At 67.4% G+C, this 16,344-nt stretch carries 17 protein-coding genes and 1 pseudogene; 8 read left to right on the top strand and 10 right to left on the bottom strand.

The window, feature by feature from the left end; translation table 11 throughout:
• Positions 1 to 61 precede the first annotated feature (61 nt).
• On the top strand, positions 62 to 535 hold the full coding sequence (locus ACGFNK_RS21685) for a diadenosine tetraphosphate hydrolase (RefSeq protein WP_393418158.1): 474 nt from the start codon (positions 62 to 64) through the stop codon (positions 533 to 535).
• 36 nt (positions 536 to 571) lie between these two features.
• Here ACGFNK_RS21685 and ACGFNK_RS21680 read toward each other — a convergent pair whose 3' ends face one another.
• Positions 572 to 1,630, bottom strand: a complete 1,059-nt coding sequence (locus ACGFNK_RS21680; protein WP_393418156.1) for a PP2C family protein-serine/threonine phosphatase — start codon at positions 1,628 to 1,630, stop codon at positions 572 to 574.
• Between the two features lie 198 nt (positions 1,631 to 1,828).
• A complete protein-coding gene (locus ACGFNK_RS21675; protein WP_393418154.1) occupies positions 1,829 to 2,041 on the bottom strand; it encodes a hypothetical protein in 213 nt (70 codons plus the stop codon).
• 164 nt (positions 2,042 to 2,205) lie between these two features.
• Here ACGFNK_RS21675 and ACGFNK_RS21670 point away from each other — a divergent pair, with 164 nt between their 5' ends.
• The 3 genes from ACGFNK_RS21670 (at position 2,206) to ACGFNK_RS21660 (ending at position 3,667) form a co-directional block, all read left to right on the top strand.
• Entirely contained in the window at positions 2,206 to 2,382 is a 177-nt protein-coding gene (locus tag ACGFNK_RS21670; protein ID WP_393418152.1) for a hypothetical protein, read from the top strand.
• A gap of 180 nt (positions 2,383 to 2,562) precedes the next feature.
• Positions 2,563 to 3,240 (top strand): hypothetical protein, encoded by a 678-nt coding sequence (locus ACGFNK_RS21665; protein WP_393418150.1) that lies wholly within the window; start codon positions 2,563 to 2,565, stop codon positions 3,238 to 3,240.
• A 280-nt stretch (positions 3,241 to 3,520) separates the two neighbouring features.
• Positions 3,521 to 3,667, top strand: coding sequence for a hypothetical protein (locus ACGFNK_RS21660; protein ID WP_157857531.1), 147 nt, complete (start codon positions 3,521 to 3,523; stop codon positions 3,665 to 3,667).
• Between the two features lie 174 nt (positions 3,668 to 3,841).
• Here the strand turns inward: ACGFNK_RS21660 and ACGFNK_RS21655 are convergent, their stop codons facing one another.
• Positions 3,842 to 4,396: a hypothetical protein gene (locus tag ACGFNK_RS21655; RefSeq protein WP_393418148.1), complete on the bottom strand. Its 555-nt coding sequence runs from the start codon at positions 4,394 to 4,396 to the stop codon at positions 3,842 to 3,844.
• 648 nt (positions 4,397 to 5,044) lie between these two features.
• Between ACGFNK_RS21655 and ACGFNK_RS21650 the strand changes: the two genes are divergently transcribed.
• Both ACGFNK_RS21650 and ACGFNK_RS21645 read left to right on the top strand, forming a co-directional pair.
• Complete coding sequence (locus tag ACGFNK_RS21650) at positions 5,045 to 6,133, top strand: transposase (RefSeq protein ID WP_393418146.1); 1,089 nt, start codon at positions 5,045 to 5,047, stop codon at positions 6,131 to 6,133.
• Between the two features lie 135 nt (positions 6,134 to 6,268).
• Entirely contained in the window at positions 6,269 to 6,535 is a 267-nt protein-coding gene (locus tag ACGFNK_RS21645; protein ID WP_393418144.1) for a transposase, read from the top strand.
• Positions 6,536 to 6,798: 263 nt separating this feature from the next.
• On the opposite strand, the gene ACGFNK_RS21640 is transcribed toward ACGFNK_RS21645, so the two are convergent.
• Positions 6,799 to 7,947, bottom strand: coding sequence for a transposase (locus ACGFNK_RS21640; RefSeq protein ID WP_393418142.1), 1,149 nt, complete (start codon positions 7,945 to 7,947; stop codon positions 6,799 to 6,801).
• A gap of 102 nt (positions 7,948 to 8,049) precedes the next feature.
• On the opposite strand from ACGFNK_RS21640, the pseudogene ACGFNK_RS21635 reads away from it, so the two are divergent.
• Positions 8,050 to 8,349, top strand: a pseudogene (locus tag ACGFNK_RS21635) (histidine phosphatase family protein); the annotation flags it as partial.
• 163 nt (positions 8,350 to 8,512) lie between these two features.
• Here the strand turns inward: ACGFNK_RS21635 and ACGFNK_RS21630 are convergent.
• The 5 genes from ACGFNK_RS21630 to ACGFNK_RS21610 form a co-directional block, all read right to left on the bottom strand.
• The gene (locus ACGFNK_RS21630; RefSeq protein ID WP_119104713.1) at positions 8,513 to 9,385 is read right to left on the bottom strand and encodes an ABC transporter substrate-binding protein; all 873 of its coding nucleotides are present in this window, start codon (positions 9,383 to 9,385) and stop codon (positions 8,513 to 8,515) included.
• A 30-nt stretch (positions 9,386 to 9,415) separates the two neighbouring features.
• Positions 9,416 to 10,228: an amino acid ABC transporter ATP-binding protein gene (locus ACGFNK_RS21625; protein ID WP_119104714.1), complete on the bottom strand. Its 813-nt coding sequence runs from the start codon at positions 10,226 to 10,228 to the stop codon at positions 9,416 to 9,418.
• Complete coding sequence (locus ACGFNK_RS21620) at positions 10,225 to 11,028, bottom strand: amino acid ABC transporter permease (RefSeq protein ID WP_393418140.1); 804 nt, start codon at positions 11,026 to 11,028, stop codon at positions 10,225 to 10,227. The genes ACGFNK_RS21625 and ACGFNK_RS21620 overlap by 4 nt, the downstream gene beginning before the upstream one ends.
• A 262-nt stretch (positions 11,029 to 11,290) precedes the next feature.
• A complete protein-coding gene (locus ACGFNK_RS21615; protein WP_393418138.1) occupies positions 11,291 to 12,919 on the bottom strand; it encodes an amidohydrolase family protein in 1,629 nt (542 codons plus the stop codon).
• A 146-nt stretch (positions 12,920 to 13,065) separates the two neighbouring features.
• On the bottom strand, positions 13,066 to 14,484 hold the full coding sequence (locus tag ACGFNK_RS21610) for a diaminopimelate decarboxylase (protein ID WP_393418136.1): 1,419 nt from the start codon (positions 14,482 to 14,484) through the stop codon (positions 13,066 to 13,068).
• Positions 14,485 to 14,627: 143 nt separating this feature from the next.
• Between ACGFNK_RS21610 and ACGFNK_RS21605 the strand changes: the two genes are divergently transcribed.
• Positions 14,628 to 15,653 carry an Lrp/AsnC family transcriptional regulator gene (locus ACGFNK_RS21605; RefSeq protein WP_393418134.1) on the top strand — a complete coding sequence of 342 codons (1,026 nt, stop codon included), beginning with the start codon at positions 14,628 to 14,630 and terminating at the stop codon, positions 15,651 to 15,653.
• 58 nt (positions 15,654 to 15,711) lie between these two features.
• Here ACGFNK_RS21605 and ACGFNK_RS21600 read toward each other — a convergent pair whose 3' ends face one another.
• On the bottom strand, positions 15,712 to 16,239 hold the full coding sequence (locus ACGFNK_RS21600; protein ID WP_393418132.1) for a DUF6584 family protein: 528 nt from the start codon (positions 16,237 to 16,239) through the stop codon (positions 15,712 to 15,714).
• Positions 16,240 to 16,344: the final 105 nt, after the last annotated feature.

Here is a 16,344-nt window from a genome sequence, read left to right as displayed (position 1 = left end):
AGCGCTCCCTGATCCTGCCGGATCGACATCGAGCGGCCCTGTCGGGGGCAGGGTCCGATTCATGACTGACGACTGGCGGAACGACCGGATCGGCAGCGCGCTTCGGGGCGGGAACCCCACGGTGCTCCGGAGGCTGGAAGCCGGGTTCGCGGTGATCGGGGACGTTCAGTTCCTCCCGGGATACTCGGTGCTCCTCGCGGACGATCCCGCGGTGCAGCGCCTGTCGGAGCTGCCCCGGAGCAAGCGGCTGGCGTTCCTGTCCGACATGGACAGGCTGGGTGAGGCTGTCGAACGCGTCTGCAAGCGGCTGGACCCGGCCTTTCGCCGCGTCAACCTGGAGATTCTGGGGAACACCGATCTGTTCCTGCATGCGCATGTGTGGCCGCGGTTCGGCTGGGAGCCGGCAGATCTCGTGCAAAGGCCCGTGTGGCTGTATCCGCGAGAGTGGTGGAGCGACGAGCGGTATGCGCTTGGTCCTCGGCACGACGCCCTGCGTGAGGTGATCGGCGAGGAACTGGACGGACTGGTGTCCTGAGGCGTCCGGGTCGCCGCCTGTCCACCCGTCGGCGTCTCAGGGGGATCCGTCGACGTCGAGCCGTTCCACGAGGAGCATCGCCGCATCGTCTGCCAGGTAGCCCCCGGTGTGGCGGATCAACGCCTGGTGCAATCGCTCCAGGAACTCCGGCGTGCTGCACGTATGCGCCGCTTCCATGGCCTCGGGCAGGGCGAAGAAACCGTCGTCGGGGCTGCGCGCCTCGATCACGCCGTCGGTGTGCAGCAGCAGACGGTCACCGGGCGTGAACGGATAGCTCTCCGCCTTGGCGGGATGAACGGTGATGAATTCCTCCAGTCCCAGGGGCGGCAGCGGCGAGGTGGGCGTCAAGGCCTCTACCTTGCCGCGGCGCAGCAGCAGCGGCGGCGGGTGGCCGCGGTTGATCACCTGGACCGCGAAGCTGTCGGACACCTCGACCACGACCGCGGTGACGAAATCCTCGGTCTCATGTTCACCGGCGGTCGGATCGATCGCACTGGGCACGGCGCACTCCCGTTCCAGCGCGGCGGCGCAGTGGTTCACCACCTCCACCAGTTCGTCCTCGTAGTGCACGGCCTCGCGGAACGCCCCCAGTACGACCGCGGCCAGGCGCACGGCGGGCAGCCCCTTGCCGCGGACGTCACCCACGATCATGCGGACCCCGTACCGGGTCTGCGACACCGCGTAGAGATCGCCGCCGATCTGCGCCCCCGCCTCTGCCGCGTGGTACAGGCTGGCCATCCGCACCGGGCCCAGCCGGGCCGGCACCCGGCTCAGCAGGACTCGTTGTGCCGCCTCGGCGATCCGGCGAAACTTGTCCAGCTCACTCTGCCTGCGCGCACGTACGGCACTACTCATCGTGACACTGGCCACTGACACCACGATGAGGGACAGGAGGTTGCTGTAGGCCTGGCCACCCCAGCTCTGGTGGAGGGTGGCCGTGATCACGGTGACCGAGAAAGCTCCCACCGCCGCCGAGAGGGTGCCTTTCGGGCCCAACGTCAGCGCCGCCAGTGCCGGTATCGCGGCGAGGAGGGGACCGGTGATCACATCGTGTGCGGGCGAGAGCTCGATGCCCAGCGCGAACAGTACGATCACGAAGGGCAGACACTGCCCGAGTCTGAAGAGGACCCGGCTGTGACCGCCCGCTCCCGAGGGGCCGGATGAGCGGAAGAGTGACCGCATGGCAACCAGCCTGACGCACCGGAGTCGACTGTTCCACTCAACGCCGCCGCGTCCTCGATGGTCATACGGCTCTCCGTGGGGCGACGCCTTCGCGGCGTCGCCCCACGGGTCTCACCAGGTCCGCCACCTGGCCGTTGTGTCGTACAGGCAGGTGGTGTTCGCTGGCCCCGCCCCTGAGGTGCCGGGCTGGACTTGGCGGATGCGGGCTTCGCCTGAGTCGGTGCGGAAGATGTAGGCCCACTTGGAGCCCGCGGTGGTGGTGTAGGCGAAGGCGGTGGGGTCGGTGGCCGACCGCTCGGTGCCGGAGATCGGTGATCTGATCATCGATACGGTACGGAACACCACCGGCAGGCCGAACACGCCCGAGCCCGGTACCGGCCTGCCCCGAGATGGACTCATCCACACGCTGGAGTTCGACTACCCGATAGGCACTACTCAGGGCTCCAACCCGAGGCTGCTTTACAAGGTCGAGGTGATCGTCAACCCGAATGGACAACCGGTGGGCCGGCGGGCAGCCCAGGTGGGCGGGGCGCGTCTCCACGAGCGGCTTCATCGATGATGTCCGGTTGATGGCCGAACGACTGCTGTCCGAGGTCGGTGAATCCCGCTATCTGAAGGAGTGGGGTCACCCGTTCCCCATGCGCGAGTTGCAGGCACTGCACTGATGCATAGCCCCGCCGGGATCCGTTCCGGCGGGGCCCTCGCCACTCCCACAAGTTGATCAGAACGACATTGGGGCCAAGCCTGCTGTGCCAGCAGACAGAGGTTCTCTAAGCTTGAGTTTTAACCTCTGCCTGCTGCTGCGGCACCCGCCCGTGTGCGAGGGTGTAGGGCACACTCTGAGCGTGTCCTCCACTAGATCACTTGTGGGTGTCGATGAGATACACGCCTATCTCGTCGACCAGTTGAACTCTGCCCTGCGCCGTCCCGGCATGTTCTCGCAGGGTGACGCGGCCCTGCGGATGCTGATGGATCATCTGCTGTTCGTGGAATGCCAGCCCGAGGCATTGGCTGAAGAGCAGCGCGCCTGGTCGAATCGAGGGGCCTGGACCAGCACGGGTGTGGCAGGCCTGTTCCAGGAGTTGATGCCGGGAGGTTACGACCAGAATTGCGTCGCCTCGGTCTACGCCGAGTTCGCGCATCGCCGCGGCTGGCTCAGGCCCGATCACGTTCTGTCCGCTGGCGAGTATCACGCTTTGCTGGCCCGAGTGCGCCCGTGGGCGCAGGAGGACCGCTCGTGGGCAGATGTCATCTCCGAGTTCGGCCCCCCGTCCATCCTGTTCGGAGGGACCAGCACGCTGTACAGCAAGACGCTCGGCTACCTGGGCGAGGATCCTGACGAGCCCATGGTGTTCTTCCATCTCTGGCATGGCAGCACCCCGGCCCCCGAGTCCACATGGCCCAAGCTTGAGGAACCTGTTCTGCTTGCTGTCCGCTTCGGAGACGCGCCTTTTGACAAAGCCTTCACCTACACCCCCGAGGGGCAACGAAGGCGGCCCGAGCCCGACTCGCTCTGCCGCTGAGCCGCCCGAGAGGTTACGCAACACCAGCAGGACGGGCCTTCGCTTTCCCGGTGTTCCCGAACCCGCTGCCGCTCACTGGGCGATCGGCCGTGAGACGGCCGACCGGCCAGTTTCACTCCCGGCATGCCGAGCAACGCCCGCACAGAGGTTAAAACTCAAGCTAAGAACCTGTTTCTGATCCTCAAAAGGGCAGGTCGAGGCCCTCGTTTCGGCCCAAACCGAAAGAAGTCGCCCCTGCCACCGAGTCGAGCGCATCGCGCGGCGGGCGGACGACTTCGCGGTGCGCGGCGGATTCAGCGGCCCCACGTTCGCGGACGAGTTGATCGCCCTGATCACTCCGAAGCCTGCGCCCAAGGGCCCCCGGCGGGCGATCACTCACCTCGGCATCATCGAGGTTCCGGCCGACGCTTACGAGTACCTCGCGTAAGCCCGGCGGGCTCGCCCGGGGCCGGAAGACAAATTGTCTTCCGGCCCCTTTGCTGTTTACCAGCCCCACACCGTAGGGCTCATGCGCCGACCTGGCCGGCCGGCTCGATCCGCGATCCGCGATCCGGCGGAGTCAAGCCGGCGTCCTACCCCGGTGCTGCGTGGGGATCGCGGGTCAGGCCCGGATCCAGAGGGAGCTGGTCCGGTCGTTCATCCAATCGCCGACATAAGGCACGTTGGGCCCGTCGCCCGTCCCGTCGTACCAGTACTGCGAGTCGCCGTCCCGGTTGTAGCCGTCGTAGATGGTCACCTCACGGCAGTTGCTGTACGTGTAGAAGCCGGAGATCTCGTTGTCCCAGATGAGGTTCGGCCGCAGCCGGTAGCCTGACGAGTCGCAAGGCCCGTCCTCCGCCGACACGACGATGCGCGTGACGTCCCCCGGGCTGTTGTACGCGTTCCAGAACCACTCCATGAGCAGGACGTCGGGCCGGTCCGCCGCCATGAAGGCCGACGAGGTCGGGTCGTCGCTGCACGTCTTCGACTTCACCGGCGAGAAGCCCCCGTCGACCGATTTGCCGACCTCGACAACGCAGTACTTCCCGTCCCGCTTCCCGTCCTCGTGCGCACCGGCCGCAGTGGCGGCGCCGGTCGAGGCACCTGTGATGAGCAGGACCGAGGCGATCATCGCCAGCGGCCGGCGTGCCCGGGCGGCACCCTTGCGAGCATTCATGGCATTCGCTACGCCCACTACTCTCTTCTTCTTGATCACCGAGCCTCATTTCTCCCACCAGAGCGGGACCGTTGGGCCGCATCGAGGACGCCGTTCGCTTGCCCCTGCGGTGTCCGGGCGGTGGCGCTACCGGATGCGTCGACCAGTTGACCCGGGCCACCAAGACGGCCCTGTTGGACGTGCTGTCCGCTCCAGGTGTAGCGGCCCAGGCGTTGTTTTCCTTCGGGGGCTGTGCCGAACAAACAATCTCTGAAAAATGCGGTGATCTGCACTGGTGGTGACGGAAGTTCAGGAAGCACGTTCCGACCTGCGGTTTAGTGTCCGGCCTAAGCTTGAGATAAAACGTGCGGTGTTCAAGAGGCTGGCCGTTCGGGGTGTCGCTCGTCTGTTCGTTGATCGTTCTCGAGCAGGGCGTTTCCCACGTTGTAGACGGGGGCTTTCTGGTAGTTGCGGCGGCCGGGTGGGCGTCCGGGGCCGGGGCGGGAGGGTTTCGCGGGGTTCGTGAGAACGGGCAGAGGCCGTCGCACGGCTCCTGCCCGGTGAAGGTCAAGAGCGATTCGTTGTTCGGTTCCGGGGATCAGGCAGGCGTCGGACTCTTGGCTGGTGGGGCGGAACTTCTTGTCGTGCGACCGTGAACGTGATCTTGAGATGCCGTGGGATGTGCGGGAGTGGCTGCCGCCCGAGCACCTGTGCTGGAAGGTGCTCGACGTCGTCGGGCTACTTGACCTGTCGGCGTTCGAGAACAGCTACCGTGACGACGGGCGGGGCGGGGTGGCCTACCCTCCCGCGAGCCTGATTGCGTTGCTCCTGTACTGCTACAGCAAGGGAGTGCGTTCCTCCCGTCGCATCGAGCAGGCTTGCTGGGACGATGTGGGCTGCCGAATCATCACCGCGAACCGCCGAGTGGACCACTCCGCCGTCGCGCGGTTCGTACGACGCCACCGTGCCGCCTTGAACTCGCTGTTCGTGCAGGTGTTGTCGCTGTGCGGCCGACGTGGCCTGGTCGATCTTTCGGCGGTGGCCGTGGACGGCTCACCGATGGAGGCGAACGCCTCACGCGACGCCAACCAGCGGCTCCAGCGCCTGGAGGAGACCATCTCCCAGTGCGAGAAAGAGATCCACGCGCTGATGGAGGATGAAGTCGACCACGCGCTGAGCGTCGAGGCCGATGGCTCGGCAGTACAGGGTGATGGCGAGGACGCGTGCGACAACTGGCCTCGCCTGTCCCGGCTGTGCGACCGGCTTACCCGGGCCCACTTGGCCAGGGACAGACTGCATGAACGGGCGATGCCTTCACCCACCGAGATCCGGATCAAGGTCGAAGCCGCCGAGCGGATGGTGGCCCGCGCGGAGAAGCGCCTGGCCGCCGAGACCGAGGCTCACCAGGAGAAGCTGAAGAAGTACGAGCTCCGCGTCCGAGAGGACCGGGCGGCAGGACGTCGTGGAGCGAACGGACGGCCGCCGGTCCCAATGGAGCACAAGACCGTCCTCGTTCGCCAGCGAACGCGACTGGTAAAGATGCAGGCCTGGCTGGAGCGGGCCCGCACACCCCGACCGGCCCCCTCCCCGGAGTCCCGTGCCTGCCTGAGCGATCCCGACTCCCGGCTGATTCCCGGCAAACGTGGCGGCTACCTGCAGGGATACAACATCCAGTCGTGTGCGCCCGCCGTCAATTCTTGCTGGCCATCGAAGCGCACGACAATCCCTCGGACAGGACGGCCCTCGTTCCGATGGTGAAGAAGACCCAGCACAATCACCACGCCGCACGGCTCCCCGGCGACATCCAACTCTGGCTCGCCGACAGCGGGTACGCTTCCGCCGCGTCCTTCGAGGCCCTCGCCGACCTCCCGCTACTGGTCTCGGTCACCAGCGATGCAGACCAGGCAGGCTTTCCCGCGAAACGTCAGCAGGCCTGCCGGCCAGCAGGACATGGCGGCCCGCCTCGCCACCCCGACAGGACGGGCCCAGTACCGTCAACGCAGTGCCCTGGTCGAGCCGGGATTCGCCCAGATCTTCCAACGCTTCGGACGACACCTCAACTACCGCGGCCGCCAAGCGGTGGACGCCGAGATCAAACTCCTCGGCACGGTGCACAACCTCACCAAGCTCATCAATCACACACCCAAGAAGCACTCTTGACCTTCACCGGGCAGGAGCCGTGCGACAGCCTCGGCAGTGACCTGCGGACTTGGCGAAACCCCCGGCGTACGCGGCCGGGAGTCAAGCGTTCGATGGGCAGGGGCCGTTCCCAGGGGCGGCGGAGGTCGCCGGTCAGTGGGCGGGCGAGGCGGAGCTGGGTGTAGACGGCCATGACGAGGGCGGTCCAGCGGTCGGCGGCGAGGGGGTCGCGCAGGGCAGGCCGGGTCCAGCCGAGGTGTTGCTTCCAGTACCGGAAGGTGTGTTCAAGATCGAATCGGCGGAGGAAGCAGGACCAGACGGTGTCCGCGAGAGCGGCGTCGGTGCTGGTGCGTGACCACCACAGCCACAGGGGTTTCGGGCTGCCGCCGGAAGGCAGGCGCTCGACGTCCAGGCGGATCACGGTGCCGGGCACGATGGGCAGTTCCGGCTCGGGGTGATGCGCCCAGACGGTCTGCCGGTTGAGCTGGACATGCAGCCGCGCGAAGCACCGGGCCCGCAGGTGGCCGTACTTGTCGAGGTGGTGCTCGCTGTCGTGGAGGGGATCGCTCCAGGTGCCGGGGGTACGGAATGCGAATCTTCCGCCGTGGCGGCGGGGCCGTCCGCCTTTGGGGCCGACGCCGCCGGCTGCGGGCGGGTCGCGGTGCAGGACGCGGTCGCCCCGCATGCGGACACACAACCCCAACGGGTAGGTCGGCGAGCTGATGGGCGAGGTAGGGGCCGTCGTAGCCGCAGTCGGCGACGATCCGGATCGGTTCGTCGCCCTCGCGCCACCGTCCCAGGGTGACGATCCTGGTGACGACCTCGCGCAACTGGCGGGCGGTGTGCTGCTGGACATGGTCGCCGGGGCGCAGGCGGTAGGCGTCCAGCGGGGCGGTCCAGGAGGTGGGTCCGCCGGACAGGGCGGCGACGATGGAATAGGCCCAGCCGGGGACCATCTCGTGGGCGCCCTCGGCGCGTCCGTAGGTGTGGCAGAAGGTCCGCTGGCCACTGGTGTTCGCGTCGGGGCGCAGCCAGGGCGTCACATCGACGGCCAGGACGATGCCGCCGCCCGGACCGCACGGGAGGTCACGCAGCACGAAGGACCAGTTCAGACGCTCGAAGTCGACTCTCCCGTCGTTCATGGCGCGTTGCACCGAGCCGTGGGAGCGGGTGTGCTCGGGTGCGAGGCTGAGGTCGGCCAGACCGCGCACCGGACCGTCGCTGCACAGCACCGCATCGCCGATTTCGAAGAGTTCGTCGCCCCAGCGCGTCAGGCAGGCGCGGAAGTCGACGCGGAACTCCTTGAGTTCCCTCAAGGCCGCGTCGCGGGCGTCACGATCGGGCACACTGACAGCGGCGGTCGCGCCGGTTTTCGTTGGTCTCACAACCCGAGAATCAGGGCGCGGCCGTCGCCGTGTCCGGCGTTTCCCCATGTGGGGGACTCGAACACCTACCGCCGCGCAGCCTGAGATTTTATCTCAAGCTGAGAGCCCCCTGTCAGGCTTGGGCGAGAGCGTCGACGAATTCGGGAACCTGATGAGGCGTGGCTGGACTCCACGGATGTCCAACCCACCGGCGGCGGCGAGAGTTTCGCGACGGTGGCGGCCCGCGTCGCCGTGGCGCGGGACAATCTGCAGGCGCGGTATCCCGGCAAGACGGTCCTGGTCGTCACCCACGTCACCCCGGTCAAGACACTCGCGAGGCTGGCGCTGGACGCGCCGCCCATGGCGCTCTTCCGTATGGAACTGTCCGCGGCCTCTCTCACGGCCATCGCCTACTACACGGACGGCAACGCGTCACGGCGACTGCTGAACGATACGGGTCATCTGCGCTGAGCCGAAACGGAGTTGACGGGATCCGGACGCAAGTCGCCGTCCAGGTGCAGCAGATGTCTCCCGCGGCGTGCCGGAACGTTGGCCGAAACGGTTGTCCAGGCAGAAGTGATGAGAATCGGTCGGTGGGGGCGCTGACCTCTGAGGAGGCGCCCCCACGGTCGTGTCACTTCTCGGAAGGGGCCAGGCTGGTGTTCTCGACCTGCTTCGCGAGCTTGGGTCGTTCCTTGATCAGGTCGGCGCTGACCGGGTCCTGGAAGTACTTCTTGTAGAGCTTGATGTAGGTTCCGTCGTCGATCATCGCGTTGATCTGGGTGTCGATGTCCTTGAGCAGCTTCGGGTCACCGTCCTTGCGCATGGGGAAGGCGGTGCCCTGGGGGGCTTCCCGTGTGACGGCGATGCGTACCGGCGACTTCGCGGCGTATGTGTCCGCGACGCCACCACCGAGAATGGCAGCGTCGATGCTTTTGGAGAGCAGCTGGGTGACGAGCGCTGTGTGGTCCTTGAACTTCACCTTACGCACGTCCGGCATGCGCTTGTCCATATAGTCCTCCTGCACTGAGCCGCTGACGACCCCGACCCGCTTGCCATCGAAGTCCGACAGCTTGGTCTGCTTGTCGCCCTTCCGGGTCAGGATTTTGGTGAAGCCCCAGTAGTACGGGGTGGTGAAGTCGACCTGCTTCCTGCGCTCGGGGGCGGCGATGAACCCGCCGACCCCGATGTCGTACTGGTTGGCGGTCAGGCCGGTGAGCGCGCCCTGCAGGCTCGTGGCCTTGTACTGGACCTTCACGCCGAGGCGCTTGGCTGCCTCGTTCATCAGATCGATAGCGAATCCGCTGGGCTTGCCCGACTCGTCGGTGACCGCGAAGGGCGGCTGCTCGGACACAGTGCTCGCGGTGATCACACCGGGGTTGACCAGGTCCTTGTACTTGGCTGTTCCGGAGTCCGCTGCATTGCTGTTGCCGCCGCAGGCGGTGAGGGGGAGCAGCAGCGCGGTGGTGACGGCGCCGACGAGCAGTGTTCTACGGGAAATGTGCATGGCTGGGACTTTCTGTGCTGGGAGGGCGGTTCAGAGGATTTGGGAGAGGAACTGGCGCAGCCGGGGGTGTTCGGCGCTTTCGAAGATCCGGTCGGGGGTGCCGATCTCGGCGAGGCGGCCGTCGCACATGAAGGCGACGCGGTCGGCGGCCTCCCGGGCGAAGCCCATTTCGTGGGTGACGACGGCCATGGTCATGCCGCCCGATGCGAGATCCCGCATCACGGCGAGTACGTCCTTGACCAGTTCGGGGTCGAGCGCGGAGGTGGCCTCGTCGAAGAGCATCACCTCCGGCTCCATGGCCAGAGCGCGGGCGATGGCCACGCGCTGCTGCTGCCCGCCGGACAGCCGGCTGGGCCGCTGCTCGGCAAAGGCGGCGAGGCCGACCTCCTCGAGGCGGCGTCGTGCGGTGGCGCGTGCCTGTTCGCGGCCCATGCCCTTGACCGAGGTCAGGGCGAGGCTGACGTTGCGCTCGACGCTCATGTGCGGGAAGAGGTTGAAGTGCTGGAAGACCATGCCGACGCGGGAGCGGGCGGCGTCGACGTCGGCGTCCGGCGCGGTCAGACAGGTCTCGCCGAGCCAGATCTCACCACAGTCGGGGATCTCCAGCAGGTTCAGGCACTTCAGCAGGGTGGACTTGCCCGAGCCGGACGGGCCGATCACACAGAGGGTCTCTCCGCGCTGCACATCGAGGGTGACCTCGCGTACCACGGTGTTGGAGCCGTAGCTCTTGCTGAGCCCTTTGACCTGCAGGGCGGCGAGGTCGTCCGGTGTCCGGGGCGCGGCTTCGGTCTTGGCTTCGGGCAGGGGGGCGACTGGGTTCGGACCGGCGGTGGCGGGGGTCATCGGGCTTCTCCTCCGGCAGGCTGGAGCGGGGTGGTGGGCAGGTCCGGATCGGCCGAGGCCGGTGTCTTGTCGGGGCGGGGGCCTTCGCGCAGCCGTCTGTCCAGGTAGTTCACGAAGTAGGTCATGGGGATGGTCAGCGCGAGGTAGCAGATGCCCGCGGCGATCAGGGGTGAGGAGTTGTAGGTACGGGCGACCTCCTCCTGGGCGATGAAGTAGAGCTCGCGCTGTCCGACGGCTAGGCCGAGGAGGTAGACGAGCGAGCTTTCCTTGATGTCCTTGACGAACTGGCCGGTCATGGCGGGCAGCACGCGGCGGATGCCCTGCGGCACCACGACCAGGCGCATCGCCTTGAGATAGCTCAGACCCAGGCTGCGGGCGGCCTGCAACTGGCCGGGATCGACGCTCTGGATGCCGGAGCGGAAGATCTCCGCGGTGTACGCGCCGGAGATGATGCCGATCGCCAGGACCGCGTAGCCGAGGGGGTCGGTGCCGAAGGGGCGGATCCCGGCGGCGGGCAGGCCCACACCGACCAGCATCACCGTGATGATCACCGGAAGGCCGCGGAAGACGTCGACGTAGAGCCGGGCGGGCAGCCTCACCCACCATCGGTTCGACAGCAGCAGCATCGCGGCCGCCAGAGCGATGACCACACCGAGCACGATGGCCCCTGCGGCGATCGTCAACGTGTTCAGCAGGCCCTCGGAGATCAACCGCGGAAACGTCTCGGCGATCACGCCCCAGTCGAAGAACGTGTCGGCCAGAGCACTCGAAGCCAAAGAGACAGGGGACGAGAGGGTCATCACGACTCCTGACCAGGCGCGAAGGAAGAATCGGAGGCGTGGAACTCCGAGCGGACCGTCCCATCACCGTCATCGACAGCGCGAAGGTCGGGTATGTGCGGCACAGCGGCGCGGGGAACAGCCGGCTCGCCTCGCTGACGGCGATACCGAAGCCGACGATGAGGATGGTGGCCGGCGGCGGAAAGGTCACGAAGTTCCCGGAACGCGGTGTGCAAGGCTCTCGACTGGGGCTCAGTCGGCTGTGGCTGGGCGGGGGTGGAACTCAAGGTGACCTCCTTGTGTGGTGGGAGAGGGAGCGCACGGCCGTCTTGCGGAGCACCGTGCCAGGGCGGTGCTTCGTGAGGACGCCATCACGCAGTACGGGGCGGCCGTTGACGAGGACATGGCGAGTGCCCACGGCATAGGACAGCGGTGCGTCAAAGGTGGCGGTGTCGCTGACCGTCTTGGGATCGAAGACGGCGAGGTCGGCGACCATACCTTCGCTCAGGGTGCCTCGGTCGGTGAGGCCGAGGCGGGCGGCGGGCAGCGCGCTCATCTTGCGGACGGACTCCTGGAGCGTGAGGACCTGGCGGTCGCGGGTGTACCGGGACAGGACCCGGGCGAACGTACCGAAGTGACGGGGGTGGGGGTTGCCGTCGGTGGCGGTGTCCAATACCCAGCCGTCACTGGCGACTGCGCTGCAGTGGTGGCGCAGCACTGTTTCCACATCCGCCTCGGACATTGCATGGTTGATGATCCAGACCAGGGCCTCGTGCGCGCGCAGTACGTCGAGGGATGCCTCGGCCGGATCGCGGCCAGTGGCGGCGGCGATATCCTGGACCGTGCTTCCCACCCACGAGGAGTAGCGGCCCGGCGGCATCGAAGCGATGACGGTGCATTCGGGAAGGAAGGTGTGTCCGGTCTTCGCCCGGAGCTCCGAAGTGATCGCCTCGCGGGTCTTCGGGTTCTCCAGTCGGGCGAGGAGCGCGTCGCGACCGCCGTCCAGCGCCCAGTCGGGAAGGCGCGAGGTGAGCCGAGTGGAGGAGGCGGCGTAGGGGTAGACATCGCACGCCACGTCCACTCCTTCCGCGACAGCGGAGTCGATGAGGGTCAGCGCCTCGCGCACCTTGCCGTGGTTGGCGGGGCCCAGGGCCTTGAGGTGCGAGATCTGAAGGCGCACGCCGCTGCGTCGGGCGGTTTCCAGAGCTTCGGTCACGGCCTCGACGAGATGGTCGCCCTCGTCGCGTATATGGGTGCTGTAGAGCAGTCCGGCCTGCCGAGCCTCGGTGGCCAGCGCCACGACCTCGTCGGTGTCGGCGAACGACCCGGGGGCATAGATGAGTCCGGTGGACAGACCGAACACCCCCTGTTCGGCAGCCCTGGCGAGGAGCTTGCGCATGAGGGCGGTCTCGTCAGCTGTCGCGGGGCGCCGTTCGGTGCCAACAGCGGCCACGCGGAGGGCCGCGTGGCCGACGAGGGCGGCGAGATTGACGCACGGTTCGGCCTCCTCCACCGCGCGTGCGAATCCGTCGAAGTCCTCCCAGGGCATGTCGGCGGTGCTGAGGTTGCCGCGTGCGAGCGTGGTGTGCCACGCGTGTCGCCGCTCGGGGGTGATGGGGAAGGGGGAAGCGCCGCAGTTGCCCGTGACGATGGTGGTGACACCCTGTCTGATGCACGTTTCGGCGCTGGGCGCGTCGCACACGGTGTAGTCGGCGTGCGAGTGCAGGTCGACAAAGCCGGGCGCGACGACGTGGCCGGTGCAGTCGAGTACCTCCCGTGCGGTGGCGTGAGGCGTGGCCCGTCCGAGGAAGACGATGCGGTCGTCCCGGATGCCGACATCTGCCCGTCGGACCGGGCCGCCGGTGCCGTCGATGACGGTACCGCCGACGGCGAGTACATCGAATTCGTTCAACTTTCTTCCTTCGCAGTGGAGTTGGGTTCGGGTACCGACAACGAAGCCGAGTGTCGGTGTGGCGATCAGTCCCGCTACGGCAACGGCGTAGGGTGCCGCCTGCTTGGCCGCGGGCAAACGGCGAGCGGGTGTCGTCGCAACCTCGGTCAGTGCCACGATCGGGCTTCTGTCTGTACACATCGCGCGGGGGCCGGGGTGCCCGCGTGGGCCGGGGTGCTGTCCACGTCACTGAAGAGGAGTGCGTCTGCCTGGTCGACGCCGCTTTCCGCCAGGATCTCGACGAGGGTCTGTTCCGGGCGGACCGCGGCGAACCGTATGTACGATTCGCGTGTGGTGAAGCCGTGTACGGCGGGCCGGGCGAGACTGTTGTACGACCAGGGGGAGGAGAAGTAGTAACCGCCGGTGTCCAGCAGCACCACGACGTCCCCAGGTGCCAGTTCGGGCAGCTTGCGTCCGCGGGCTACGAGGTCCCCGGCGAAACAGCACGGGCCCGCGACATCCTGGACCCGCTCCGGAGCAAGCTTGGGCTTGCCGTCGGAGTCGTACACCGCGATCCGCAGCGGCCACGCCTCCGGCATGAAGACGGTGCGGGTGGCGATGTGCGCGCCCGCGTGTGTCAGCGCGATGCGGCGGCCGCCGGCGTCTTTGGTGTACTCCACGACCGCGGCCGTGAAGCCATTCTTGGCGACCAGTGAACGACCGAACTCGGTTACCAGGTCGTAGCGCCCGCCCAGGAGTTCGGGAACGGAGGCGCGCAGCTGCCGGACGTAGTCCGCGTAGGTCGGGCGGATCTCGTCGTCGTCGAAGTTGACCGGCAGGCCGCCGCCGATATCCAGACTGGTCACCTGCTGCCGGCCCGCCATCGCGTTGATCTCCTCGGCGAGTTCGTACGCGGCGCGCACTCCCTGGCCGATGAGCTCCAGGGAGCAGCCTTGCGAACCGACGTGCACGTGCAGCCGAGTGAGCCAGGGCCGCTCGGCGAAAGCCTTGAGGATGCGCTTCCGTGCTCCGGCATCTCGCAGTGGCACGCCGAACTTCGAGCTGAGCGAGGCGGTGCTCATCGCGTCGATGGCTCCGGCGCCGACCTGTGGGTTGATCCGCAGCCCGAGCACCGAGGTGCTCTCGCTCACAGCGAGTAGTTCGCCGATGCGGTCCAACTCGGGAAAGTTGTCGGCGTTCACCGCCACTCCCAAGGCGAGCGCGTCGGCCAGCTCGGCACGGGTCTTCGCGGGTGAGTCCAGCACGATGCGTTCCGGTGGGAAGCCGGCAGCGACGGCCTGGGCGAGTTCGCCCGGGCTGGCGACCTCGCACCCCATGCCGGACCGGGCGAGCAGGCGCAGCACGGGGACCAAAGGCGCGGCCTTGGCGGCGAACGTGTGCAGCACTGGCGCGTCGCCAAAGGCTCGTTGGAGGTCGCGCACGGACTCCTGGATCCCGTCGGCGTCCAAGAATCCCGCCGCCACATGGGCGGGGCCGATCAGACCGGACCGCACCGCCTCGCGGACAGCTCGGTCACGCTGCTGCCGACGGCCGTCAGTGTCTTGATCGACTTGTGCGATCCTCACGATCTCGGACCTCCTCGGTGCCCCAGAGTGTTTGGGCCACCAGAATCGGCAGGCTTCGTGGAACGACTCCCGATACGCAGCATTCCGTCACGACAGGCGAATGGGGGCCTATACGCAGCTCGTACACGGTGATAGGACGAGGCATGCCGCACGATTCCGTCGATGAGAAAGACCTGGAGCTGATCCATGCGCTCCAGCTCTCGCCGCGCGCCTCCTGGGCTCAGATGGCCGGGGCGCTCGCGCTCGATCCGGTGACTGTGGCACGCCGTTGGGAGCGGCTGGCCGAGGCGGGACTGGCGTGGGTCACCTGTGTGGCCGGCACGGCCCTGCACAGCGAGTTCTGCATGGTGTACATCGAGATCGATTGCGTTCCCGGCCGGCTGGACGACATTGCCACCGCGTTGAGTGCCGAGCCCCACGTGCGCTACGTCCACCACCTCACAGGCATGTACGGGCTGCTGGTCGTGGCGACGTTGCGCACATCCGCGGAGGTGTCGGCGTACCTGCGCGGCACGGTAGGGCAGCTGTCCGGTGTCCGGGCGTACCGAGCGGAGATACGAACCGTGGGCTACGGCGAGCCGAGCCGATGGCGTCTGCGCAGCCTCGAACGGTCACAGCGACGCGCATTGGAACTGGCCAGCACACCGTCCACGACGGTGGGAGGTGCCCGGATGGACGCTGTGGACCGGAAGCTGTTCCGGCTGCTGCACGAGGACGGCCGCATGTCCTACACCGCGATCGCCGACCGCGCCGGGATCAGCGAGCCCACCGCGCGCCGCCGCGTCAAGCGCCTGCTGACCAGCCGGTTGCTCCGGCTGCGCTGCGAAATGGCGCAGTCCCTGTCGGGCTGGCCGCACTCGGCCGTACTGTGGGCGAGCGTGGCACCGCAGCACATGGAGTCCACGGCACGCTCGCTTACGGCGCTCCCTGACGTACGCCTGTGCTGCGCCCTTACGGGAGAGCGGAACCTCCTGCTGATGGTCTGGCTACGATCGCTCGGGAATCTGCCGCAACTGGAGGCGACGATCACAGAGCGCTGTCGAAATCTCTCCATCGTGGACCGGGCCGCCTGCCTGCACACCGTGAATCAGATGGGCCGACTGCTCGACAGCGACGGGCGCAGCGTCGGGTATGTGCCGTCCAATGTGGGGGACTTCCTGGACGTCTAAGAGCCTCCCGTAATTGATCTCTCACCGCGTCGCTCCTCGCAGGCCCCGGTGACCTGAGTCAGTCGAAGAGGGCAACGAGTCCATTCACCCAGATCGCGAGGAACACAAGGACCGCCACCAGGCAGCCGACGCCCGCCAGCACACCACCGACCGTCCACGGCTCGGAGGGCGCCTCGTAATCCCCTTCCAGGTCGTCCCGGTAGGGGGCGGGGTCGTCCCAATCGACGGAGTGCCCCAACTCCTCTGCGCAGGCGGTCCGTACCGCGACCAGCTGCCCCGAGGCGAAGGCGGTGGCGGCCTTCGCCTCGGGGCCGTGCCAGGCGAGGGCCTTCATCCGCCACCCGGGAGACCCGTACCGCGACTCGAAGGCTGCGGTCTCGTCGGCGTTCCGGTCCTCTTCGAGGTACATCCAGCGTCCAGCCTCGGCGGCGTCGCCGTAGAGCCGGTACACCTCGGCCAGACGACGGCGGAGCGTCAGGTCGTGCGGGAAGGACGAGATGAGACCGCGTAGGCGCTGGCGCGCGACGGGAACCCGGCCGGCGCCCAGGTCTGCATCAATGCGGGCAAGGGTCTCTCTCAGGGGCATGAGCGCATGATCGGGTACCGCACTGACCTACGTCGACCTGGTTTTGTCGCTCAAGACTCGCTCGCTCTTAACGGCATCGGCTGAACCTCACTGAAACGGGACACC

Source organism: Streptomyces sp. NPDC048825, from assembly GCF_043198355.1.
Taxonomy (GTDB): Bacteria; Actinomycetota; Actinomycetes; order Streptomycetales; family Streptomycetaceae; genus Streptomyces; species Streptomyces xiangluensis.
This window is presented reverse-complemented; position numbering and strand designations above follow the sequence as displayed.